Source organism: Arthrobacter sp. zg-Y1110 (assembly GCF_025244865.1).
In the GTDB taxonomy this organism is placed as follows: Bacteria; Actinomycetota; Actinomycetes; order Actinomycetales; family Micrococcaceae; genus Arthrobacter_B.
Genome location: NZ_CP104272.1, coordinates 478183 through 502746 on the forward strand (window position 1 = coordinate 478183; position 24564 = coordinate 502746).

6 protein-coding genes and 6 rRNA genes are annotated in these 24564 nt (G+C 59.9%); all 12 read left to right on the forward strand.

Annotation, left to right across the window (positions count from 1 at the left end):
* Nucleotides 1-156: 156 nt before the first annotated feature.
* The 12 genes from N2K99_RS02360 (at nt 157) to N2K99_RS02415 (ending at nt 24562) form a co-directional block, all read left to right on the forward strand.
* On the forward strand, nt 157-2208 hold the full coding sequence (locus N2K99_RS02360) for an alpha-1,4-glucan--maltose-1-phosphate maltosyltransferase (RefSeq protein WP_227934238.1): 2052 nt from the start codon (nt 157-159) through the stop codon (nt 2206-2208).
* A complete protein-coding gene (gene treS, locus N2K99_RS02365; protein WP_227923772.1) occupies nt 2208-3977 on the forward strand; it encodes a maltose alpha-D-glucosyltransferase in 1770 nt (589 codons plus the stop codon). Before N2K99_RS02360 ends, treS begins: the two co-directional genes overlap by 1 nt.
* Nucleotides 3974-7699 carry a 1,4-alpha-glucan branching protein GlgB gene (gene glgB, locus N2K99_RS02370; protein WP_227934239.1) on the forward strand — a complete coding sequence of 1242 codons (3726 nt, stop codon included), beginning with the start codon at nt 3974-3976 and terminating at the stop codon, nt 7697-7699. The genes treS and glgB overlap by 4 nt, the downstream gene beginning before the upstream one ends.
* Before the next feature lie 490 nt (nt 7700-8189).
* A 16S ribosomal RNA gene (locus N2K99_RS02375) occupies nt 8190-9717 on the forward strand.
* A 527-nt stretch (nt 9718-10244) separates the two neighbouring features.
* Nucleotides 10245-13379 (forward strand): 23S ribosomal RNA (locus N2K99_RS02380).
* Between the two features lie 275 nt (nt 13380-13654).
* Nucleotides 13655-13771: ribosomal RNA gene (gene rrf, locus N2K99_RS02385) — 5S ribosomal RNA — on the forward strand.
* The 16S, 23S and 5S rRNA genes sit together here, the layout of an rRNA operon.
* A gap of 395 nt (nt 13772-14166) precedes the next feature.
* Nucleotides 14167-15846: a thioester domain-containing protein gene (locus N2K99_RS02390; protein WP_227934809.1), complete on the forward strand. Its 1680-nt coding sequence runs from the start codon at nt 14167-14169 to the stop codon at nt 15844-15846.
* Between the two features lie 192 nt (nt 15847-16038).
* Entirely contained in the window at nt 16039-17811 is a 1773-nt protein-coding gene (locus tag N2K99_RS02395; RefSeq protein ID WP_260554717.1) for a thioester domain-containing protein, read from the forward strand.
* Between the two features lie 554 nt (nt 17812-18365).
* Nucleotides 18366-19893 (forward strand): 16S ribosomal RNA (locus N2K99_RS02400).
* Nucleotides 19894-20420: 527 nt separating this feature from the next.
* Nucleotides 20421-23555 (forward strand): 23S ribosomal RNA (locus N2K99_RS02405).
* A gap of 274 nt (nt 23556-23829) precedes the next feature.
* Nucleotides 23830-23946, forward strand: a 5S ribosomal RNA gene (rrf, locus tag N2K99_RS02410).
* A gap of 124 nt (nt 23947-24070) precedes the next feature.
* Nucleotides 24071-24562, forward strand: a complete 492-nt coding sequence (locus N2K99_RS02415) for an SRPBCC domain-containing protein (RefSeq protein WP_227933758.1) — start codon at nt 24071-24073, stop codon at nt 24560-24562.
* Nucleotides 24563-24564: the final 2 nt, after the last annotated feature.

Sequence of the window (24564 nt, forward strand, 5' to 3'; positions counted from 1 at the left end):
GCGCACTAACGCATCGGATAAACCAAAATGACGGACAAATAATCAGGTAAATACCAGGCGGCTTGAAAACGCCGCCTAACCATGGCCGACCTGCGGCGATTCCATAAAAGTACGTTGCCTTAGCATTCTGCCCGAATTCTCGATAACGTCTAGTCTGTGAGCACATCCAGCGCGTTGACACCAGAAGACCTGCCCTCGAAGGATCTCCGGTTTGGCCGGATTCCGATCACCAATGTGGCGCCCGTAGTGGAGTACGGGAGATTCCCCGCCAAAGCAGTGCCCGGAGAGGACCTCGTTATCGGGGCCACCGTGTTCCGCGAGGGACATGACCTGGTAGGGGCCAGTGCCGTCCTCTACGACCCCGAAGGCATCGTCGTAGCCCGCAGCCGGATGCACCCGGTGGGCCTGGGGCTTGACCGCTGGGAGGGCATGCTGCGCCCGGCCGGCACGGGCCATTGGAGCTTTGCCGTGGAGGGGTGGGCGGACGTCTACGCTACCTGGCACCACAACGCCGAGGTGAAGATCGCCGCCGGAGTCGACGTTGAGCTGATGCTCACCGAAGGCCACCAACTGTTCATCGCTGCTGCCGCCGAGCGCAGCGGCGCCGACGCCGAGGTCTTCCGTGCCGCTGCGGCAGCGCTCGCAGACACCGGGATGCCGGTCGAGGAACGCCTTGCAGCAGCCGGAACGGAAGCTGTCACCGCTATCCTCGACCGCGATCCGATCCGCGACCTGGTCACCAGCTCGGACCGCTTCCCCCTTCTGGTGGAGCGGGAGCTTGCCGGCCGCGGCGCCTGGTACGAATTCTTCCCCCGATCCGAAGGCGCGCAGTGGGATCCGGCCACCCGCGAGTGGACGTCGGGGACGTTCCGCACTGCTGCGCGCAGCCTGCAGCGCGTTGCGGACATGCAGTTCGACGTCATTTACCTGCCTCCCATCCATCCGATCGGCACCACGCACCGCAAGGGGCCGAACAACACCCTGGTTGCCGGCCCGCAGGATCCCGGCTCGCCCTGGGCCATCGGCGCACCCGAGGGCGGCCATGATGCCATCCACCCCGATCTGGGAACGTTCGAGGACTTCGACGCCTTCGTGGACAGCGCCCGGGAACTGGGTCTGGAAGTAGCCATTGACCTCGCACTGCAGGCCTCCCCGGACCACCCCTGGGTGACCAGCCATCCGGAATGGTTCACGACCCGCGTGGACGGTTCGATTGCCTACGCCGAGAACCCCCCGAAGAAGTACCAGGACATCTATCCCCTGAACTTCGACAATGACTACGAGGGCCTCTCGCAGGAGATTCTGCGCATCGTGCGGCTGTGGATCAGCCACGGGGTGCAGATCTTCCGGGTGGACAACCCCCACACCAAGCCGCTGCGGTTCTGGGAATGGCTGATCGGCACGGTGAACGCAGAGTACCCGGGCGTGGTCTTCCTGGCCGAAGCATTCACCCGCCCGCCCATGATGCATGCACTGGCCAAGGCCGGGTTCCAGCAGTCCTACAGCTACTTCACCTGGCGGAACACCCGCGAGGAGATCGAGGAGTACTTCACCGAGGTGTCCCGGGAGTCTTCGGCCTTCTTCCGGCCCAACTTCTTCGTGAACACTCCGGACATCCTCACCGAATTCCTGCAGTTCGGCGGCCCCGGAGCCTTCAAGATCCGCGCCGTCCTGGCTGCCACCGGCAGCCCGCTGTGGGGCGTCTACGCCGGCTACGAGCTGTTTGAGCACGTCGCCCGGCCCGGTGCCGAGGAATACATCGACAACGAAAAGTTCGAGTACAAGCAGCGGGACTTCGCCGCAGCGGAAGCTGAAGGCCGCAGCCTCGCCCCGTACATCACCCGGCTGAACGAAATCCGCCGCACCCATCCAGCTTTGGGGGACCTCGAGAACCTCACGGTGCACTCCAGCACCGACGACTGCACCGTGGTCTACTCCAAATACAAAGAGACCCGTCCCGGCGATCCGTCCAGCCGGGACACACTCATTATTGTGGTTAACGTGGACCCCCACAGCGCCCGCGAATCCACTGTCACGCTCGACCTCGATGCGCTTCACCTCGCCCCGCAGGATTTGAACGAAGACGGCACCTTCTGGGTGGATGACCTGATCAGCGGCCAGAGCTGGCGCTGGGGAGCCCACAATTACGTCCGCCTGGACGCCCACTTTGAACCCGCGCACATCCTGTCAGTTCGGAGGAACTCCTAGTGCCCAACCCGTTTCAACTGCACGCACCCGGCTTGACCAATGATCCTCATTGGTACCGCAAGGCCGTTTTCTATGAGGTACTCGTCCGCGGCTTCGCGGACGCCAACGGGGATGGATCAGGTGACTTCAGCGGCCTGATCGAAAAGCTGGACTACCTGCAGTGGCTGGGCATCGATTGCCTGTGGCTGCCGCCGTTCTTCAAGTCTCCGCTGCGCGACGGCGGCTATGACATCTCCGACTATTACGATGTCCTCGACGAATTCGGCACCATCAGCGACTTCAAGCGCCTGGTTGCAGAAGCACACGCCCGCGGCCTGCGCGTCATCATCGACCTGCCGCTGAACCACACCTCGGACAAGCACCCGTGGTTCGAGGAGTCCCGCAGCGACCCGGACGGCCCTTACGGGGACTTCTACGTCTGGTCCGACACGGACCAGAAGTACGAAGACGCCCGCATCATCTTCGTGGACACCGAGGAATCGAACTGGTCCTTCGACCCGGTCCGCCGGCAGTTCTTCTGGCACCGGTTCTTCAGCCACCAGCCGGACCTGAACTTCGAAAACCCCAAGGTGGTCGAGGCGATCTTCGACGTCGTCCGCTTCTGGCTGGACCAGGGCATCGACGGATTCCGGGCCGACGCGATCCCGTACCTCTTCGAAGAGGACGGCACGAACTGTGAAAACCTCCCGGCCACGCACCGGTTCCTCAAGGACCTGCGCACCATGGTCGACGAGAACTACCCGGGCCGCGTCATCATCGCCGAGGCTAACCAGATGCCGCACGAAGTGGTGGAGTACTTCGGTGACGAAACCGGCGACGAGTGCCACATGTGCTTCCACTTCCCGATCATGCCGCGCCTGTTCTACGCGCTGCGGGACCAGAAGGCCGCTCCGATCATCCAGACAATGGAAGAGACCCCGGAGATTCCGGCCGGCGCACAGTGGGGAACCTTCCTGCGCAACCATGACGAGCTGACGCTGGAAATGGTCACCAATGAAGAGCGCCAGGCGATGCTCGGCTGGTACGCCCCGGATTCCCGCATGCGGGCCAACATCGGCATCCGACGCCGGCTGGCTCCGCTGCTGGACAATTCGCGGTCGGAAATCGAGTTGATCCACGCGATGCTGCTGGCCCTGCCGGGCAGCCCGTTCCTGTACTACGGCGATGAGCTGGGCATGGGGGACAACATCTGGCTGGAAGACCGCGATTCCTCCCGCACACCCATGCAGTGGAACCCGGACCGCAATGCCGGATTCTCCACCGCCGATCCCGGCAAGCTGTACCTGCCGGTGGTGCAGTCGCTGGTTTACCACTACAACCACGTCAATGTGGAAGCGCAGCTGGCCAGCTCGAGCTCGCTGCTGCACTGGATCCGGCAGATGATCATGGTCCGCCGCGCCCACCCGGCCTTCGGCCTGGGTTCCTACCGCAACGTGCCGACCGATGCCGAAGCAGCCCTGGCCTTTGTGCGCGAACTGCCGGACAACAACCCGGAGGGCGAGGTGGGCGAGACAGTGCTGTGTATCTTCAACCTTTCCCAGCACCCCATCTCCGCGTCCATGAAGCTGCCGGAGTTCGCCAACCGCGGACTGCGGGATGCTTTCGGCGGCACGCTCTTCCCCACCATCGGAGAAGACGGTGCCCTGACGCTGACCCTGGGCAGCCACGACTTCTACTGGCTGCGCCTGCGGTCGGTGAAGTCGGACACGTCGTCGCCCCAGACCGAAGCCATTCCCATGATTCCGATCTCGGAGGCGGCACGGAGATGAGCCCGTTGACGCCGTCCCTGCCCGAAATGCTGACGTCCTGGCTCCCCGGGCAACGCTGGTTCCCTGCAAAGGGCCGCGAAGTCCTGCTGGAAAGGGTCGGCGGGATCCGGCTCGAGGATCCAGCCGGCGAGGTCGGACTTGAAGTCCACCTCATCGCCGTCGTCTCCGGGGACCGCCGGGACGTCATCAGCGTGCCGGTAAGCTACCGGACGGCGCCGGCCCCCGAGCTGGAAGCCGCACTGCTGGGCCGGGCGCACCAGGAAGACCTGGGGGAGCGGTGGCTGTACGACGCGACGGCCGACCCGGTCTTCGTCACCGCCTGGCTGGAACTGATGCGTTCCCAGGCTTCGTCCCTGGACGGGCACACGCACGGCTTTGCCCTGGACGGCTTCGCCGACTGGGAGCCGTTCCGGGCGCCGCTGCCCACCAAGGTCCTGACGGGTGAACAGTCCAACACCTCCGTGATTGTGCAGGCCCCTGAAGCACCGTTGATCGTGAAGTTCTACCGCGTGGTGGCCGCCGGCGAGAGTCCGGACGTCGAAGTCAGTGCACGGCTGACCGAAGTCGGCTCGGTGGACGTTCCGGCCACCTACGGCTGGGTGACCGGTTCCTGGACGGACCCGGCGGACGAGTCCGGCGAGAAACTGCTGACCGGGCACCTGTCCGTGCTGCGGGAATTCTTCCCCGGCAGCGAAGACGCCTGGCGGACCGCATCCTCGGCTGCCCTTGCCGGCCGGGATTTCACCGCGGAGGCCGAGGAACTGGGCGCCGCCACCGGCCGCATCCACCAGCAGCTGGCGGCAGCATTCGGCAGCAGGCCTCCCAGCGCCATAGAACGCACAGAGTTCCTTGAGTCCCTCAGCTCCAGGATCCGTTGGGCGTGGGCGGAAGCACGGGACGTCGTCGGGCCGTTCGATGATGCCGTGGAGTACCTGCTGGAACAGGTTCGCAACCTCCGGACACTGCCCAACCTGCAGCGCATCCACGCCGACTACCACCTCGGCCAGGTCCTGCGGGTTCCGGATCGGGGCTGGATCGTCCTTGACTTCGAGGGCGAGCCGCTGCGGCCCGCTGCCGAACGCAGTGTCCCCGATGCGCCGCTGCGCGACGTCGTCGGCATGCTGCGCTCGATCGACTACGCCGCCGGCGTCGCGCTGATTGATGGTGCGGACGGCGCAGAAGAGCCTGAAGAGGCCGTCCAGCGGCGAAGCGAATCGGCCCGCCGGTGGGCAGCTGCCGCGGCCGATGCTTTCCTGCGGGGGTATGAGAAGGAAACCGGCACCACCATCAACCGCAGTGACCCGCTGTTCCTGGCCCTGTGGCTGGACAAGGCGCTGTACGAAGTTGTCTACGAGATGAGAAACCGTCCGCGCTGGATCAGCGTGCCCGCTGCCGCCGCCCGGTCCATTCTCATGAAGGCCGACGACGCAGCACGCCAAGACGGCAGCAAGGAAGAGAGCACAGTGAATAAGCCACGCAAGTCGCGGTCCACATCCGCCACCGCAGAGCCCCAGGTGCCCGACGTGCCCGTCTCCACCGATCCGATCCCCGTTGCCGAGGACGTGCTGCAGGCCGTTTCCGAAGGCCGCTACTACCAGCCGCATGCAGTCCTGGGTGCGCACCCGGACGACTCCGGAACCATGGTCACCATTCGAACCCTGCGCCCGCTGGCGCGCGAAGTCGTGGTCGTGACCCCTGACAGCCGTGTGCCGCTGCAGCACGAGTACAACGGCATCTGGGTAGGAACCCTTCCGGCTTCGACACCGGGCACCGTTCCGGATTACCGGGTGGAGGTGACGTACGACGGCGATGAGCCCCAGCTGTTCGACGATCCGTACCGGTTCCTCCCGACCTTGGGCGACATTGACCTGCACCTGATTGGTGAAGGCCGGCACGAAAACCTGTGGACAGTCCTCGGCGCGAACCTGCACCACTACGATTCCGTGCTGGGCGACATTTCCGGCGTCAGCTTCGCAGTCTGGGCCCCCAATGCACGCTCGGTGCGGGTCAAGGGCGATTTCAACGGCTGGGACGGCACCATCAACGCGATGCGTTCCCTCGGCAGCTCCGGCGTCTGGGAAATCTTCCTGCCCGGCGTCGAACCGGGTGCCCGCTACAAGTATGAAATCCTCGGCAGCGACGGCGTCTGGCGGGAAAAGGCCGATCCCATGGCCAAGGGCACCGAGGTGCCGCCGCTGACCGGGTCACGCGTCGTCGAGTCCACCTATGAGTTCGGCGATGCCGAGTGGATGGAGACCCGGGCCTCCCGGGATCCGCACAATTCGCCCATGAGCGTGTACGAGGTGCACCTGGGTTCCTGGCGCCTGGGACTGAACTACCGGGAAATGGCCGACCAGCTGGCCGAATACGTCCAGTGGCAGGGCTTCACCCATGTGGAACTGATGCCCGTAGCCGAGCACCCCTTCGGCGGCTCTTGGGGTTACCAGGTGACCTCCTACTTTGCCCCCACCGCTCGGTTCGGGCATCCGGACGAATTCCGCTACCTCGTGGACCGGCTGCACCAGGCCGGCATCGGCGTCATTCTGGACTGGGTTCCGGCCCATTTCCCCAAGGACCCCTGGGCACTGGCAAAGTTCGACGGCCAGACGCTCTACGAGCACGGCGACCCGTTCCGCGGCGAGCAGCTGGACTGGGGAACCCTTGTCTTCGACTTCGGCCGCCGGGAAGTACGCAACTTCCTTGTCGCGAATGCGATCTACTGGCTCGAAGAGTTCCACGTGGACGGACTCCGGGTGGATGCCGTGGCATCGATGCTGTACCTGGACTACTCACGGCCGGAAGGCCAGTGGACCCCCAACGTTCACGGCGGACGGGAAAACCTGGAAGCGATCTCCTTCCTCCAGGAAGTCAACGCGACCGCCTATAAGCGGGTGCCCGGCATTGTGATGATCGCCGAGGAATCCACTGCCTTCCCCGGCGTCACCCGTCCTACCAGCACCGGCGGGCTTGGCTTCGGGCTCAAATGGAACATGGGCTGGATGCATGACACCCTCCAGTACATGTCCGAGGACCCGATCAACCGGGTCTACCACCATGCCCAGCTGACCTTCTCCTTGGTCTACGCGTACACGGAGAACTTCCTGCTGCCCATCAGCCATGACGAAGTGGTGCACGGCAAGGGCTCCCTGCTGCGCAAGATGCCCGGTGACCGGTGGCAGCAGCTGGCCAATCTGCGCGCCTACCTGGCGTTCCAGTGGGCGCACCCCGGTAAGCAGCTGATCTTCATGGGCACCGAATTCGGCCAGGAAGCGGAATGGTCGGAGCAGTACGGGTTGGATTGGTACCTGACCGACACCCCGCAGCATAAGGGTGTCCAGCTGATGGTCCGGCAGCTCAACGAGATCTACCGCAACACGCCTGCACTGTCCGCCCGGGACAACGAGCCCGCAGGCTTCCAATGGATCAACGAGAACGACGGCGCCCGCAATGTCCTTTCGTTCATCCGCTGGGACCACCAGGGAAATCCGGTGGTCTGCGTGGCCAACTTCGCCGGCGCCCCGCACCAGGACTTCCGGCTGGGAATGCCGTGGGCCGGGGAATGGGTGGAGGCGCTGAATACCGACGCCGCGGAGTTCGGCGGTTCCGGGGTAGGAAACATGGGCGTAGTGCACGCCGTTGAAGGTGCCTGCAACGGCCAGCCGGCATCCGCCACGCTGACCGTTCCTCCGCTTGGCGTGCTGTACCTGGTTCCCAAGCCGTAAGCATCTCCCGCAGGCCCGGCCTCCTAGAAAGAGACCGGGCCTGCACGGGTGCATAGCCGCCTCAAAACCGTGCTAGAGTTAATACCCGCGCTGATCGAGGGAAACGAGATCCTGGACATTGAACCAGGAGACCGGATCCCACGGGTTTCAACCTTCAGCCGTGGGTCCGGGAACTAGCTTCCCGCCGGTTCGCCGGACGGACCAACGGCCGAATTGACACCCACCGGGCAGTGTGGCTAAGATAGAAAAGTTGCTCCGGAGCGACGCAGAGCTTAGATCCCCTTGAGGATCGCCTGCTGGTGCCGGAAGCAGTCTGTTGTTTGAGAACTCAATAGTGTGCCAAGTTTATTGATACCAATTTATTTTGATTGGTTGAACAGGCCGTTTCCGCCCACCCCGTGGGTATGGGACGGTTTTTTTAGCCGGTTTCGAATTTAGTGCAGTGTCTGCAGCCAATTTTCCTTGGCTTCGGCACTGTGTCTGTAACACATTTACGGAGAGTTTGATCCTGGCTCAGGATGAACGCTGGCGGCGTGCTTAACACATGCAAGTCGAACGATGACTTCTGTGCTTGCACAGAATGATTAGTGGCGAACGGGTGAGTAACACGTGAGTAACCTGCCCCTGACTTCGGGATAAGCCTGGGAAACCGGGTCTAATACCGGATACAACGGACCACCGCATGGCGGTCCGTGGAAAGCTTTATGCGGTTTTGGATGGACTCGCGGCCTATCAGCTTGTTGGTTGGGGTAATGGCCCACCAAGGCGACGACGGGTAGCCGGCCTGAGAGGGTGACCGGCCACACTGGGACTGAGACACGGCCCAGACTCCTACGGGAGGCAGCAGTGGGGAATATTGCACAATGGGCGGAAGCCTGATGCAGCGACGCCGCGTGAGGGACGAATGCCTTCGGGTTGTAAACCTCTTTCAGCAGGGAAGAAGCGAAAGTGACGGTACCTGCAGAAGAAGCGCCGGCTAACTACGTGCCAGCAGCCGCGGTAATACGTAGGGCGCAAGCGTTATCCGGAATTATTGGGCGTAAAGAGCTCGTAGGCGGTTTGTCGCGTCTGCTGTGAAAGCCCGGGGCTCAACCCCGGGTCTGCAGTGGGTACGGGCAGACTAGAGTGATGTAGGGGAGACTGGAATTCCTGGTGTAGCGGTGAAATGCGCAGATATCAGGAGGAACACCGATGGCGAAGGCAGGTCTCTGGGCATTAACTGACGCTGAGGAGCGAAAGCATGGGGAGCGAACAGGATTAGATACCCTGGTAGTCCATGCCGTAAACGTTGGGCACTAGGTGTGGGGGACATTCCACGTTTTCCGCGCCGTAGCTAACGCATTAAGTGCCCCGCCTGGGGAGTACGGCCGCAAGGCTAAAACTCAAAGGAATTGACGGGGGCCCGCACAAGCGGCGGAGCATGCGGATTAATTCGATGCAACGCGAAGAACCTTACCAAGGCTTGACATGAACCGGAAAGGCCTGGAAACAGGTCCCCCACTTGTGGCCGGTTTACAGGTGGTGCATGGTTGTCGTCAGCTCGTGTCGTGAGATGTTGGGTTAAGTCCCGCAACGAGCGCAACCCTCGTTCTATGTTGCCAGCGCGTTATGGCGGGGACTCATAGGAGACTGCCGGGGTCAACTCGGAGGAAGGTGGGGACGACGTCAAATCATCATGCCCCTTATGTCTTGGGCTTCACGCATGCTACAATGGCCGGTACAAAGGGTTGCGATACTGTGAGGTGGAGCTAATCCCAAAAAGCCGGTCTCAGTTCGGATTGAGGTCTGCAACTCGACCTCATGAAGTTGGAGTCGCTAGTAATCGCAGATCAGCAACGCTGCGGTGAATACGTTCCCGGGCCTTGTACACACCGCCCGTCAAGTCACGAAAGTTGGTAACACCCGAAGCCGGTGGCCTAACCCCTTGTGGGAGGGAGCCGTCGAAGGTGGGACCGGCGATTGGGACTAAGTCGTAACAAGGTAGCCGTACCGGAAGGTGCGGCTGGATCACCTCCTTTCTAAGGAGCACCTCGAAGACCATGTCCTTCCACAGTGTTGGATGTGTGCTTTGCAGGAGATGCCCATATCGGAGACATATGTTCTCCGGTGGGTGCTCAAGGGTGGAATATCAATGGATAGGCGCCGGCATGCCGGCCGCAACGGATCAGTACGTTCCCTCCTTGGAGGGTTCCTGGAACCTCCTCTGCGGCCCTGGTAAGACCGGTTAGTCGTTTGGCACACTGTTGGGTCCTGAAGCAACAGGCACCCGGGTCTTCTCCTTTCCAAGGGGAGGTACCGCGGGTTTGCCGGTTTGTTTCTGTTTGTTCCTGCGCAGGCCGGAACCGTGTCGTTGGCAGTCCCTTGCGGGGTTGCCGGGTGCGGGGACGGGTGTGACGGGGTTGTTGTTTGAGAACTACATAGTGGACGCGAGCATCTTAAAATATTAAGTGCAATTTCAGAAAAACCTGGTAGATCCGGGTGCCCCTTACAGGGTGCCTGGTGAGACCGTGGTTTTCTCGATAGCGATAATAAATTGATCTTTTGTGGTCAAGTTTTTAAGGGCACACGGTGGATGCCTTGGCATCAGGAGCCGAAGAAGGACGTAGGAATCTGCGATAAGCCTGGGGGAGTTGATAACCGAACTTTGATCCCAGGATGTCCGAATGGGGAAACCCCGCCCGGCGCGCGAGTGACCGGGTGACCCGCATCTGAACACATAGGGTGCGTGGAGGGAACGTGGGGAAGTGAAACATCTCAGTACCCACAGGAAGAGAAAACAACAGTGATTCCGTTAGTAGTGGCGAGCGAACGCGGAAGAGGCTAAACCAGTGGTGTGTGATAGCCGGCGGGCGTTGCATCACTGGGGTTGCGGGACTTTCCGTACCGATTCTGCCGGATCGGTGAAGTGAGTGCAGATGTATAGGTGAACCGGTTTGAAAGCCGGGCCGTAGAGGGTGTTAGCCCCGTAACCGGAATGCATGCTGCCGCTTGGAGAGGATCCCAAGTAGCACGGGGCCCGAGAAATCCCGTGCGAATCTGCCAGGACCACCTGGTAAGCCTAAATACTCCCTGATGACCGATAGCGGACAAGTACCGTGAGGGAAAGGTGAAAAGTACCCCGGGAGGGGAGTGAAATAGTACCTGAAACCGTGTGCCTACAAACCGTTGGAGCAGCTCTGATTGCTGTGACAGCGTGCCTTTTGAAGAATGAGCCTGCGAGTTAGTGTTACGTCGCGAGGTTAACCCGTGAGGGGAAGCCGTAGCGAAAGCGAGTCTGAATAGGGCGATGCAGTGGCGTGATCTAGACCCGAAGCGGAGTGATCTACCCATGGCCAGGTTGAAGCGACGGTAAGACGTCGTGGAGGACCGAACCCACTTCAGTTGAAAATGGAGGGGATGAGCTGTGGGTAGGGGTGAAAGGCCAATCAAACTCCGTGATAGCTGGTTCTCCCCGAAATGCATTTAGGTGCAGCGTTGCGTGTTTCTTACCGGAGGTAGAGCTACTGGATGGCTAATGGGCCCTACAAGGTTACTGACGTCAGCCAAACTCCGAATGCCGGTAAGTGAGAGCGCAGCAGTGAGACTGTGGGGGATAAGCTTCATAGTCGAGAGGGAAACAGCCCAGACCACCAACTAAGGCCCCTAAGCGTGTGCTAAGTGGGAAAGGATGTGGAGTTGCCCAGACAACCAGGAGGTTGGCTTAGAAGCAGCCACCCTTGAAAGAGTGCGTAATAGCTCACTGGTCAAGTGATTCCGCGCCGACAATGTAGCGGGGCTCAAGTACACCGCCGAAGTTGTGGATTTCAGATATAGATAAGCCTTCGTGGTTCAGTCGTCTGGAGTGGTAGGGGAGCGTCGTGTGGGCAGTGAAGCTGCGGTGTAAACCAGTGGTGGAGCCTACACGAGTGAGAATGCAGGCATGAGTAGCGAAAGACGGGTGAGAAACCCGTCCGCCGAATGATCAAGGGTTCCAGGGTCAAGCTAATCTGCCCTGGGTAAGTCGGGACCTAAGGCGAGGCCGACAGGCGTAGTCGATGGACAACGGGTTGATATTCCCGTACCGGCGAAGAACCGCCCATACCAAGCAGGGGACACTAACCGTCCGGAGCCTGCCCGATCACCCTTGTGGTGTGAGGGTTTTGGCCGAGCACGGGACCTGATCCTGGGAGGTAAGCGTATTAACAGGTGTGACGCAGGAAGGTAGCCGGGCCAGGCGATGGTAGACCTGGTCTAAGGACGTAGGGTCCGTGATAGGTAAATCCGTCACGGTGTCTTTGATGACGAACCTGAGATCCGACGGGACCCCCTCACGGGGGGATCCGGTGATCCTATGCTGCCTAGAAAAGCATCGGCGCGAGGTTCCAGCCGCCCGTACCCCAAACCGACACAGGTGATCAGGTAGAGAATACTAAGGCGATCGAGAGAATTATGGTTAAGGAACTCGGCAAAATGCCCCCGTAACTTCGGGAGAAGGGGGGCCCCAACCTTGATGGACACTTGCTGTCCGGAGGGGATCGGGGCCGCAGAGACCAGGGGGAAGCGACTGTTTACTAAAAACACAGGTCCGTGCGAAGTCGCAAGACGATGTATACGGACTGACTCCTGCCCGGTGCTGGAAGGTTAAGAGGACCGGTTAGCCCTTACGGGCGAAGCTGGGAATTTAAGCCCCAGTAAACGGCGGTGGTAACTATAACCATCCTAAGGTAGCGAAATTCCTTGTCGGGTAAGTTCCGACCTGCACGAATGGAGTAACGACTTCCCCGCTGTCTCAACCATAAACTCGGCGAAATTGCAGTACGAGTAAAGATGCTCGTTACGCGCAGCAGGACGGAAAGACCCCGAGACCTTTACTATAGTTTGGTATTGGTGTTCGGTGTGGCTTGTGTAGGATAGGTGGGAGACTGTGAGACCCGGACGCCAGTTCGGGTGGAGTCATCGTTGAAATACCACTCTGGTCATACTGGATATCTAACTTCGGCCCGTAATCCGGGTCAGGGACAGTGCCTGATGGGTAGTTTAACTGGGGCGGTTGCCTCCTAAAGAGTAACGGAGGCGCCCAAAGGTTCCCTCAGCCTGGTTGGCAATCAGGTGTCGAGTGTAAGTGCACAAGGGAGCTTGACTGTGAGAGAGACATCTCGAGCAGGGACGAAAGTCGGGACTAGTGATCCGGCGGTACATTGTGGAATGGCCGTCGCTCAACGGATAAAAGGTACCTCGGGGATAACAGGCTGATCTTGCCCAAGAGTCCATATCGACGGCATGGTTTGGCACCTCGATGTCGGCTCGTCGCATCCTGGGGCTGGAGTAGGTCCCAAGGGTTGGGCTGTTCGCCCATTAAAGCGGTACGCGAGCTGGGTTTAGAACGTCGTGAGACAGTTCGGTCCCTATCCGCTGCGCGCGCAGGAAATTTGAGAAGGGCTGTCCTTAGTACGAGAGGACCGGGACGGACGAACCTCTGGTGTGTCAGTTGTACTGCCAAGTGCACCGCTGATTAGCTACGTTCGGATGGGATAACCGCTGAAAGCATCTAAGCGGGAAGCCCGCTTCGAGATGAGATTTCCATACACCTTGTGTGTGAGAGGCCCCCAGCCAGACCACTGGGTTGATAGGCCGGATGTGGAAGCGGGGACTAAAGACCCGTGAAGCTGACCGGTACTAATAGGCCGATAACTTACACCACACCAGCACCTGGACGGACACGACTTCAAACGGTCCGTCAAAGTATAAAGGGTGTTGTTAGATCATGCTGCTTGCGTCCACTATGTGGTTCCCGGACAACAACCGTTGGTTGCTGCCCTGGAACACCGAATCCTTGCCCCCTTGTCCAGGGGCGGGTTCACAATTTACCGCACTGCCGGCACCCCTCATTGCGAGGTGGTTCCGGGACGTGTTGTAACCATTGTTTTCCCCACGCATACCCTGTTTTCAGCGGGTGTGTGGTGCGGGTAGAAGGGTTACGGCGGTCATAGCGTGGGGGAAACGCCCGGTCCCATTCCGAACCCGGAAGCTAAGACCCACAGCGCCGATGGTACTGCATCCGGGAGGATGTGGGAGAGTAGGTCACCGCCGGACAATAATTGAAGGTTGAGCCCGTACCAGTGTTGGTACGGGCTCTTCCTGTTTAACCCGCAGGGTTTAGTAAGGGCCGCGGTGCCTGGAGCAGGCGCCCCATCTATACGGCATGCCTTGGCGTTGTCCATCCTCAATGGCCCGGCCGTACTGTTTTCGGTCTCCGACCGCGCTGGATCACTCTTACCCTTACAAGCACGTATGCCGGCATATACCGTCGCGACTTCGGGGCGAGCGTTTGCCGGCTTTGAGCTGGTTTCTACTGCAGCTGCCCGTCTCAGTAAGCCAGCGAGAGAAGGCGGGACCTTATGAGCCGGAGTGGAGCACATACACAGTCTGGGGGGAACCGGGGGAGGGCCAGAAGGCAGCGGAGGTATCTGAGGACATTATTTGGTCTGGTGGGTGCACTGCTGGCCGCGTTGGTGGTGACGGCGTTGCCTGCGCAGGCGGTTTTCTCCGGACCGCAGCCAGGTACCGCTGTTCCCACTGCCGAGGTCGAAATCACGATGACAGGCACGGGGGTAGGGACGGCAGCAACTGGAGGACTACCTCCCGTTGGGGAGACATTTGATATCAGTACTTATCCACCGGACGTACCAGCCAATTACGAAGCAGACAATCCTTCATTCGCCGGCACCATCCTCACTGCAGACGCTGAGGGGAACACGCAGGAAATGTACTGCATCGACATCCGTACCTCCACCTACTCCGGGCTGGGCTATGAGAGCGGTACGTGGGGCGAAGCGAATGTCCCGAATGTGGGATACGTGAACCGGGTCCTGAACAGCTATTACCCTGATCAGCCGGGCCTTCCTGCCGAAGCAGCGAATGACAGTATTCGTGCCGCAGCGGTCCAGGCAGCAATCTGGTTCTTCAGCGACGGCTTCGTCCTGCAGGACATTGACCCGCTCCGCCCGCTGACCCAGGGGATTATCGACGCTGTTCTGGCCGTCGGGCCACTCACGGAACCGCCTGCTCCGGACGTGACTATTGATCCGCCTGTGGCCGCCGGACCCGTGGACGGCGTGACGGGACCGTTTACTATCAGCGCCGGCGGCGGGGCGGCCCTGACCGTGGAGGCTCCTGCTGGATTCACTTTGTTCACGGACCCCGCAGGGACCGTTCCGCTTGTGAACCCGGTCGCGTCCGGTACCCAGGTCTGGGTACGGAGCGCAGCGCAGACAACGGACCCGGCTGTCATCACAGCCAGCGCCGTAGTACCCGTAGAGACTGGCAATGTCTACCTCTACACTGGCAACAATCCCGACGTGACTGAGGCGCAAAAGCTGATCCTGGCGGCCAATGCCGAGATTGAATCCAACGCCCAGGCAACGGCGGAGTTCTTCGTCGCCGGAGACCTGACGGTAAATAAGGCCTTTGCCGGAGAGGCAGTCGGCAGCCAGGGCGCCATTGTCCTCACCATGGACTGCGGTCCTATAGGGGCCTTCGTCTTCGAAATCCCGGCCGGGGCAACAACGCCGGTCACCGAAACGGTTACCGACCTTCCGGTTGGAACGGTCTGTTTGGTGACGGAAGAGGTTGCCGGGTCCACCACGGAGGTGACGGTTACGCCTACGTTCTCAGATCCGGTGACTATCGCTGAGGGGGAAAATGTCCTCGCCGTGACCAACACGGTTGAGTTCAACCCGGGCAGCCTTGTAGTCGCCAAGACCATCAGCGGCTCCGGAGCCGGCCTGCAGGACGAAGTCGTGCTTCACATCCAGTGCGGTAACGGACTGATCGACGAGATCTTCGTTATCCCCGAGGGGACTTCGGCGGATACCTTCACCCAGCGGTACGACGGCATCCCGGCGGGAACGGTGTGTCGGGTTACGGAGCCGGCATCCGGCGCCAATGAGGACGTGACCGTGGAATCGTCAGGTACGGCGGAGGTAACTATCCTGCCGGGGCAGGAGGTGGCGGCTGAGGTTATCAATGAATACGCGCCGGTGCCGGTAACCGAACGGCTCCCGCGCACCGGGGCCGACGGCGCCACGGTGCTGGGCGCTGTGGCCGGCGCTGCAGTACTCGCCGGATCGGTCCTGGTTCTTGGAACCTCGCGACGGCGGCGCAGCTAGTTAGCGGTGGCGATTGCTGCTGAAGTTCGCTCCAGCGCTGCCGACGGCAAGACCCCGAGACCTCTTTCTACGAATATGGCGGTTTTCACTACACCCGGCCTCGGATTCCACATACTGTGCCCAGCACAGGCCGAACTTGTTTCGGCATGGTCACTCGCGAGTCATCCCCAGGGATAGAAGCAGGAGACCCCTATGAGCCATCATTACTTTCCATCCGGCCCGCGGCGCCAGCCGGGGCCCGAGCGCCGGATACGCAGGTCTCTTTTAGGCGTCGCGGCCGCTGCTGTGCTGCTGCTGGCACCGTTCGCGGCACCCGCGAATGCCTCCTGGGCAGAGCCGGACCCGAATGATCCGGCGCCGGTAGCCGGCATCAATGCGGAAGTCGTGACTACCGACCTCGGGCCCGCCCAAAGGGTACAGGCGTTCGTGGCTGACAATCCCACCCCGCCGGATCCCTTGGCACCGTATCCAGAGGACAACCCAGTGGGAGTGCCTGTGACCGGCCGGTTCGCGGGCATCATTTTGACTGAGGATGCCGGTGGCGGGACCGGGCAGATGTACTGCATCGACACAGCGGTGGAGACCATGGTCGGCATCGGCTACGTTCAGGGGGCCTGGGAGGAAGCCAACGTAGCCAACATCGGCTACGTAAATTACATCCTGAACAACTATTATCCTGCGAATCCCGCAGCGCCTGCGGGCTTAACCGTCAATCAGCAGGCTGCGGCGGTGCAGGGTGCGATCTGGTACTTCACCGACGGATACCTGGTCAATACTACGGAGACGGTCATCAGGCCCGCGGTTGAGGCGATCGTCGCCGACGCACAGGCCAACGGACCCTTGGTGGAACCGCCCCCGCCGAATGTCACCGTCACCCCACCGGTTGCTGCGGGTCCAGCGGGAGGCGTGGCGGGCCCGTTTACGGTCGCGTCGGAAGGAGCAGCGGAGGTTACCGTTTCCGTGCCTGCCGGGTACACCATGTTTGCCGATGCTGCGGGGACCGTCCCCATCCCGACCGGAAGCACAGTCCTTTCGGGAGCGCAGATCTGGGTGGCCGGCCCCCCGGGTTCAACCGCTCCGGGGGTCCTTAGCGCCCGCGCTTCCGTCACGGTCCAGACCGGCAACGTCTACCTCTACGACCAGGGCGATCCGCTGTTGGACAACGCGCAGCCCCTCATCCTCGCCGCGACCACAGCGTTGGAAGCGACTGCCGAGGCGACCGCGGAGTTCTTTGTGCCGGGAGACCTCGTGGTGAACAAAACCTTTGCAGGGGAAGCCGCAGGTCGCCAAGGTGCAATCGCGCTCACTGTCGACTGTGGTGCAGCGGGGCTGTTTAGCTTTGAAATCCCCGCAGGAACCACAGCTCCCGTCAGCGAAACGATTGTTGATCTTCCGGTGGGTACAGTGTGCTCCGTCACCGAACCGGTCACGGGATCCAATACCGAGGTGACGGTGACTCCGACAGTCTCGGATCCGGTGACTATCGCTGAGGGGGAAAATGTCCTCGCCGTGACCAACACGGTTGAGTTCAACCCGGGCAGCCTTGTAGTCGCCAAGACCATCAGCGGCTCCGGAGCCGGCCTGCAGGACGAAGTCGTGCTTCACATCCAGTGCGGTAACGGACTGATCGACGAGATCTTCGTTATCCCCGAGGGGACTTCGGCGGATACCTTCACCCAGCGGTACGACGGCATCCCGGCGGGAACGGTGTGTCGGGTTACGGAGCCGGCATCCGGCGCCAATGAGGACGTGACCGTGGAATCGTCAGGTACGGCGGAGGTAACTATCCTGCCGGGGCAGGAGGTGGCGGCTGAGGTTATCAATGAATACGCGCCGGTGCCGGTAACCGAACGGCTTCCGCGGACAGGGGCGGAAGACACCGCAGCCATGGTGGGAGCAGCCGGAAGTGCAATGCTCGCCGGATCCCTATTGGTCCTGGGGTCGTACCGGCGGCGCCATAGCTAAGCGGACGAAAAGCGCAAATGGCGGCTGGAGCCGGCAATCGTAAGGGGCCGGCTCCAACCCCCTGGCCTCGATTTGCAGCTGGGGGCAAACGTGTGTAAAGTTTTTCTAAGTCGCCGCGGCCGGGACGCTGGAAAAGCGCCCGAGCATGGCGGCCAAACCCCAACAAAAAACAGAGTCCAACCAGTGCGCGCCCTTTGCAGGGCCGGTGGAAAAGACTCCGTTGGATGCTGGGTCCGGAACGGCGTAAAACGCATCTCACGGGCTCCCGACAAGGGAAACCGCGAATTGCAAATAACGCCGGAATGGAATAAGATATAAAACATTGCAGCGAAGAAGAAAAGGAAAACATTGTTTTCCCGAGTATCTTCGGATTGCGTCTGTTGTTTGAGAACTCAATAGTGTGCCAAGTTTATTGATACCAATTTATTTTGATTGGTTGAACAGGCCGTTTCCGCCCACCCCGTGGGTACGGGACGGTTTTTTTAGCCGGTTTCGAATTTAGTGCAGTGTCTGCAGCCAATTTTCCTTGGCTTCGGCACTGTGTCTGTAACACATTTACGGAGAGTTTGATCCTGGCTCAGGATGAACGCTGGCGGCGTGCTTAACACATGCAAGTCGAACGATGACTTCTGTGCTTGCACAGAATGATTAGTGGCGAACGGGTGAGTAACACGTGAGTAACCTGCCCCTGACTTCGGGATAAGCCTGGGAAACCGGGTCTAATACCGGATACAACGGACCACCGCATGGCGGTCCGTGGAAAGCTTTATGCGGTTTTGGATGGACTCGCGGCCTATCAGCTTGTTGGTTGGGGTAATGGCCCACCAAGGCGACGACGGGTAGCCGGCCTGAGAGGGTGACCGGCCACACTGGGACTGAGACACGGCCCAGACTCCTACGGGAGGCAGCAGTGGGGAATATTGCACAATGGGCGGAAGCCTGATGCAGCGACGCCGCGTGAGGGACGAATGCCTTCGGGTTGTAAACCTCTTTCAGCAGGGAAGAAGCGAAAGTGACGGTACCTGCAGAAGAAGCGCCGGCTAACTACGTGCCAGCAGCCGCGGTAATACGTAGGGCGCAAGCGTTATCCGGAATTATTGGGCGTAAAGAGCTCGTAGGCGGTTTGTCGCGTCTGCTGTGAAAGCCCGGGGCTCAACCCCGGGTCTGCAGTGGGTACGGGCAGACTAGAGTGATGTAGGGGAGACTGGAATTCCTGGTGTAGCGGTGAAATGCGCAGATATCAGGAGGAACACCGATGGCGAAGGCAGGTCTCTGGGCATTAACTGACGCTGAGGAGCGAAAGCATGGGGAGCGAACAGGATTAGATACCCTGGTAGTCCATGCCGTAAACGTTGGGCACTAGGTGTGGGGGACATTCCACGTTTTCCGCGCCGTAGCTAACGCATTAAGTGCCCCGCCTGGGGAGTACGGCCGCAAGGCTAAAACTCAAAGGAATTGACGGGGGCCCGCACAAGCGGCGGAGCATGCGGATTAATTCGATGCAACGCGAAGAACCTTACCAAGGCTTGACATGAACCGGAAAGGCCTGGAAACAGGTCCCCCACTTGTGGCCGGTTTACAGGTGGTGCATGGTTGTCGTCAGCTCGTGTCGTGAGATGTTGGGTTAAGTCCCGCAACGAGCGCAACCCTCGTTCTATGTTGCCAGCGCGTTATGGCGGGGACTCATAGGAGACTGCCGGGGTCAACTCGGAGGAAGGTGGGGACGACGTCAAATCATCATGCCCCTTATGTCTTGGGCTTCACGCATGCTACAATGGCCGGTACAAAGGGTTGCGATACTGTGAGGTGGAGCTAATCCCAAAAAGCCGGTCTCAGTTCGGATTGAGGTCTGCAACTCGACCTCATGAAGTTGGAGTCGCTAGTAATCGCAGATCAGCAACGCTGCGGTGAATACGTTCCCGGGCCTTGTACACACCGCCCGTCAAGTCACGAAAGTTGGTAACACCCGAAGCCGGTGGCCTAACCCCTTGTGGGAGGGAGCCGTCGAAGGTGGGACCGGCGATTGGGACTAAGTCGTAACAAGGTAGCCGTACCGGAAGGTGCGGCTGGATCACCTCCTTTCTAAGGAGCACCTCGAAGACCATGTCCTTCCACAGTGTTGGATGTGTGCTTTGCAGGAGATGCCCATATCGGAGACATATGTTCTCCGGTGGGTGCTCAAGGGTGGAATATCAATGGATAGGCGCCGGCATGCCGGCCGCAACGGATCAGTACGTTCCCTCCTTGGAGGGTTCCTGGAACCTCCTCTGCGGCCCTGGTAAGACCGGTTAGTCGTTTGGCACACTGTTGGGTCCTGAAGCAACAGGCACCCGGGTCTTCTCCTTTCCAAGGGGAGGTACCGCGGGTTTGCCGGTTTGTTTCTGTTTGTTCCTGCGCAGGCCGGAACCGTGTCGTTGGCAGTCCCTTGCGGGGTTGCCGGGTGCGGGGACGGGTGTGACGGGGTTGTTGTTTGAGAACTACATAGTGGACGCGAGCATCTTAAAATATTAAGTGCAATTTCAGAAAAACCTGGTAGATCCGGGTGCCCCTTACAGGGTGCCTGGTGAGACCGTGGTTTTCTCGATAGCGATAATAAATTGATCTTTTGTGGTCAAGTTTTTAAGGGCACACGGTGGATGCCTTGGCATCAGGAGCCGAAGAAGGACGTAGGAATCTGCGATAAGCCTGGGGGAGTTGATAACCGAACTTTGATCCCAGGATGTCCGAATGGGGAAACCCCGCCCGGCGCGCGAGTGACCGGGTGACCCGCATCTGAACACATAGGGTGCGTGGAGGGAACGTGGGGAAGTGAAACATCTCAGTACCCACAGGAAGAGAAAACAACAGTGATTCCGTTAGTAGTGGCGAGCGAACGCGGAAGAGGCTAAACCAGTGGTGTGTGATAGCCGGCGGGCGTTGCATCACTGGGGTTGCGGGACTTTCCGTACCGATTCTGCCGGATCGGTGAAGTGAGTGCAGATGTATAGGTGAACCGGTTTGAAAGCCGGGCCGTAGAGGGTGTTAGCCCCGTAACCGGAATGCATGCTGCCGCTTGGAGAGGATCCCAAGTAGCACGGGGCCCGAGAAATCCCGTGCGAATCTGCCAGGACCACCTGGTAAGCCTAAATACTCCCTGATGACCGATAGCGGACAAGTACCGTGAGGGAAAGGTGAAAAGTACCCCGGGAGGGGAGTGAAATAGTACCTGAAACCGTGTGCCTACAAACCGTTGGAGCAGCTCTGATTGCTGTGACAGCGTGCCTTTTGAAGAATGAGCCTGCGAGTTAGTGTTACGTCGCGAGGTTAACCCGTGAGGGGAAGCCGTAGCGAAAGCGAGTCTGAATAGGGCGATGCAGTGGCGTGATCTAGACCCGAAGCGGAGTGATCTACCCATGGCCAGGTTGAAGCGACGGTAAGACGTCGTGGAGGACCGAACCCACTTCAGTTGAAAATGGAGGGGATGAGCTGTGGGTAGGGGTGAAAGGCCAATCAAACTCCGTGATAGCTGGTTCTCCCCGAAATGCATTTAGGTGCAGCGTTGCGTGTTTCTTACCGGAGGTAGAGCTACTGGATGGCTAATGGGCCCTACAAGGTTACTGACGTCAGCCAAACTCCGAATGCCGGTAAGTGAGAGCGCAGCAGTGAGACTGTGGGGGATAAGCTTCATAGTCGAGAGGGAAACAGCCCAGACCACCAACTAAGGCCCCTAAGCGTGTGCTAAGTGGGAAAGGATGTGGAGTTGCCCAGACAACCAGGAGGTTGGCTTAGAAGCAGCCACCCTTGAAAGAGTGCGTAATAGCTCACTGGTCAAGTGATTCCGCGCCGACAATGTAGCGGGGCTCAAGTACACCGCCGAAGTTGTGGATTTCAGATATAGATAAGCCTTCGTGGTTCAGTCGTCTGGAGTGGTAGGGGAGCGTCGTGTGGGCAGTGAAGCTGCGGTGTAAACCAGTGGTGGAGCCTACACGAGTGAGAATGCAGGCATGAGTAGCGAAAGACGGGTGAGAAACCCGTCCGCCGAATGATCAAGGGTTCCAGGGTCAAGCTAATCTGCCCTGGGTAAGTCGGGACCTAAGGCGAGGCCGACAGGCGTAGTCGATGGACAACGGGTTGATATTCCCGTACCGGCGAAGAACCGCCCATACCAAGCAGGGGACACTAACCGTCCGGAGCCTGCCCGATCACCCTTGTGGTGTGAGGGTTTTGGCCGAGCACGGGACCTGATCCTGGGAGGTAAGCGTATTAACAGGTGTGACGCAGGAAGGTAGCCGGGCCAGGCGATGGTAGACCTGGTCTAAGGACGTAGGGTCCGTGATAGGTAAATCCGTCACGGTGTCTTTGATGACGAACCTGAGATCCGACGGGACCCCCTCACGGGGGGATCCGGTGATCCTATGCTGCCTAGAAAAGCATCGGCGCGAGGTTCCAGCCGCCCGTACCCCAAACCGACACAGGTGATCAGGTAGAGAATACTAAGGCGATCGAGAGAATTATGGTTAAGGAACTCGGCAAAATGCCCCCGTAACTTCGGGAGAAGGGGGGCCCCAACCTTGATGGACACTTGCTGTCCGGAGGGGATCGGGGCCGCAGAGACCAGGGGGAAGCGACTGTTTACTAAAAACACAGGTCCGTGCGAAGTCGCAAGACGATGTATACGGACTGACTCCTGCCCGGTGCTGGAAGGTTAAGAGGACCGGTTAGCCCTTACGGGCGAAGCTGGGAATTTAAGCCCCAGTAAACGGCGGTGGTAACTATAACCATCCTAAGGTAGCGAAATTCCTTGTCGGGTAAGTTCCGACCTGCACGAATGGAGTAACGACTTCCCCGCTGTCTCAACCATAAACTCGGCGAAATTGCAGTACGAGTAAAGATGCTCGTTACGCGCAGCAGGACGGAAAGACCCCGAGACCTTTACTATAGTTTGGTATTGGTGTTCGGTGTGGCTTGTGTAGGATAGGTGGGAGACTGTGAGACCCGGACGCCAGTTCGGGTGGAGTCATCGTTGAAATACCACTCTGGTCATACTGGATATCTAACTTCGGCCCGTAATCCGGGTCAGGGACAGTGCCTGATGGGTAGTTTAACTGGGGCGGTTGCCTCCTAAAGAGTAACGGAGGCGCCCAAAGGTTCCCTCAGCCTGGTTGGCAATCAGGTGTCGAGTGTAAGTGCACAAGGGAGCTTGACTGTGAGAGAGACATCTCGAGCAGGGACGAAAGTCGGGACTAGTGATCCGGCGGTACATTGTGGAATGGCCGTCGCTCAACGGATAAAAGGTACCTCGGGGATAACAGGCTGATCTTGCCCAAGAGTCCATATCGACGGCATGGTTTGGCACCTCGATGTCGGCTCGTCGCATCCTGGGGCTGGAGTAGGTCCCAAGGGTTGGGCTGTTCGCCCATTAAAGCGGTACGCGAGCTGGGTTTAGAACGTCGTGAGACAGTTCGGTCCCTATCCGCTGCGCGCGCAGGAAATTTGAGAAGGGCTGTCCTTAGTACGAGAGGACCGGGACGGACGAACCTCTGGTGTGTCAGTTGTACTGCCAAGTGCACCGCTGATTAGCTACGTTCGGATGGGATAACCGCTGAAAGCATCTAAGCGGGAAGCCCGCTTCGAGATGAGATTTCCATACACCTTGTGTGTGAGAGGCCCCCAGCCAGACCACTGGGTTGATAGGCCGGATGTGGAAGCGGGGACTAAAGACCCGTGAAGCTGACCGGTACTAATAGGCCGATAACTTACACCACACCAGCACCTGGACGGACACGACTTCAAACGGTCCGTCAAAGTATAAAGGGTGTTGTTAGATCATGCTGCTTGCGTCCACTATGTGGTTCCCGGACAACAACCGTTGGTTGCTGCCCTGGAACACCGAATCCTTGCCCCCTTGTCCAGGGGCGGGTTCACAATTTACCGCACTGCCGGCACCCCTCCTTGCGAGGTGGTTCCGGGACGTGTTGTAACCATTGTTTTCCCCACGCATACCCTGTTTTCGCGGGTGTGTGGTGCGGGTAGAAGGGTTACGGCGGTCATAGCGTGGGGGAAACGCCCGGTCCCATTCCGAACCCGGAAGCTAAGACCCACAGCGCCGATGGTACTGCATCCGGGAGGATGTGGGAGAGTAGGTCACCGCCGGACAATAATTGAAGGTTGAGCCCGTACCAGTGTTGGTACGGGCTCTTCCTGTTTAACCCCAGAAAGTGTCCGGGCCGGCCAGCCGCCCGGCTCTGGGCAGGAGGCCGGTCCCGGTAGGCTGGAAAGCATGAGCCCCTCCCTGTTTTCCCACGCCGCCGACCCGGATCCGAAGGGCACTGAACAAGACGCGTCCGTTCCGGACGTCGTGGCGGTTCGGCAGATCCCCCGAGATGCAGAAGAAGCGTTTAACGGATTCACCGATTACCTTCACTTATGGTGGCCGGAGGACCTTACGGACTTCGGTGAAGGTACACATGCCGAGTTTGAGGGTGGCGTACTCACGGAAACAGGCCCCGACGGCGAAACCGCGGTATGGGCCACGGTACGTACCCGGGAGCCGGACACGTTGCTGGAATTGGACTGGGTGGCTGGCCAGGACCCGCGGATCCCCACGGATGTACGCGTCGACTTCGCTCCGGCGGCTGACGGTTCCACGGTGGTGACGCTCCGCCACTCGGGCATTGACCGACTACCCGACGGGGCTCAGGAATATGAGCGGCTGCAAAGGGAATGGTCGGAGATCCTGGATCGCTACTCGCGCTTTATGGGGGCGCGGTAGTC

Bases quoted from the DNA above. Each gene is read 5' to 3' on its own strand.
- N2K99_RS02415 (WP_227933758.1), top strand. From the start codon at position 24,071: ATGAGCCCCTCCCTGTTTTCCCACGCCGCCGACCCGGATCCGAAGGGC.
- N2K99_RS02395 (WP_260554717.1), top strand. From the start codon at position 16,039: ATGAGCCATCATTACTTTCCATCCGGCCCGCGGCGCCAGCCGGGGCCC.
- glgB (WP_227934239.1), top strand. From the start codon at position 3,974: ATGAGCCCGTTGACGCCGTCCCTGCCCGAAATGCTGACGTCCTGGCTC.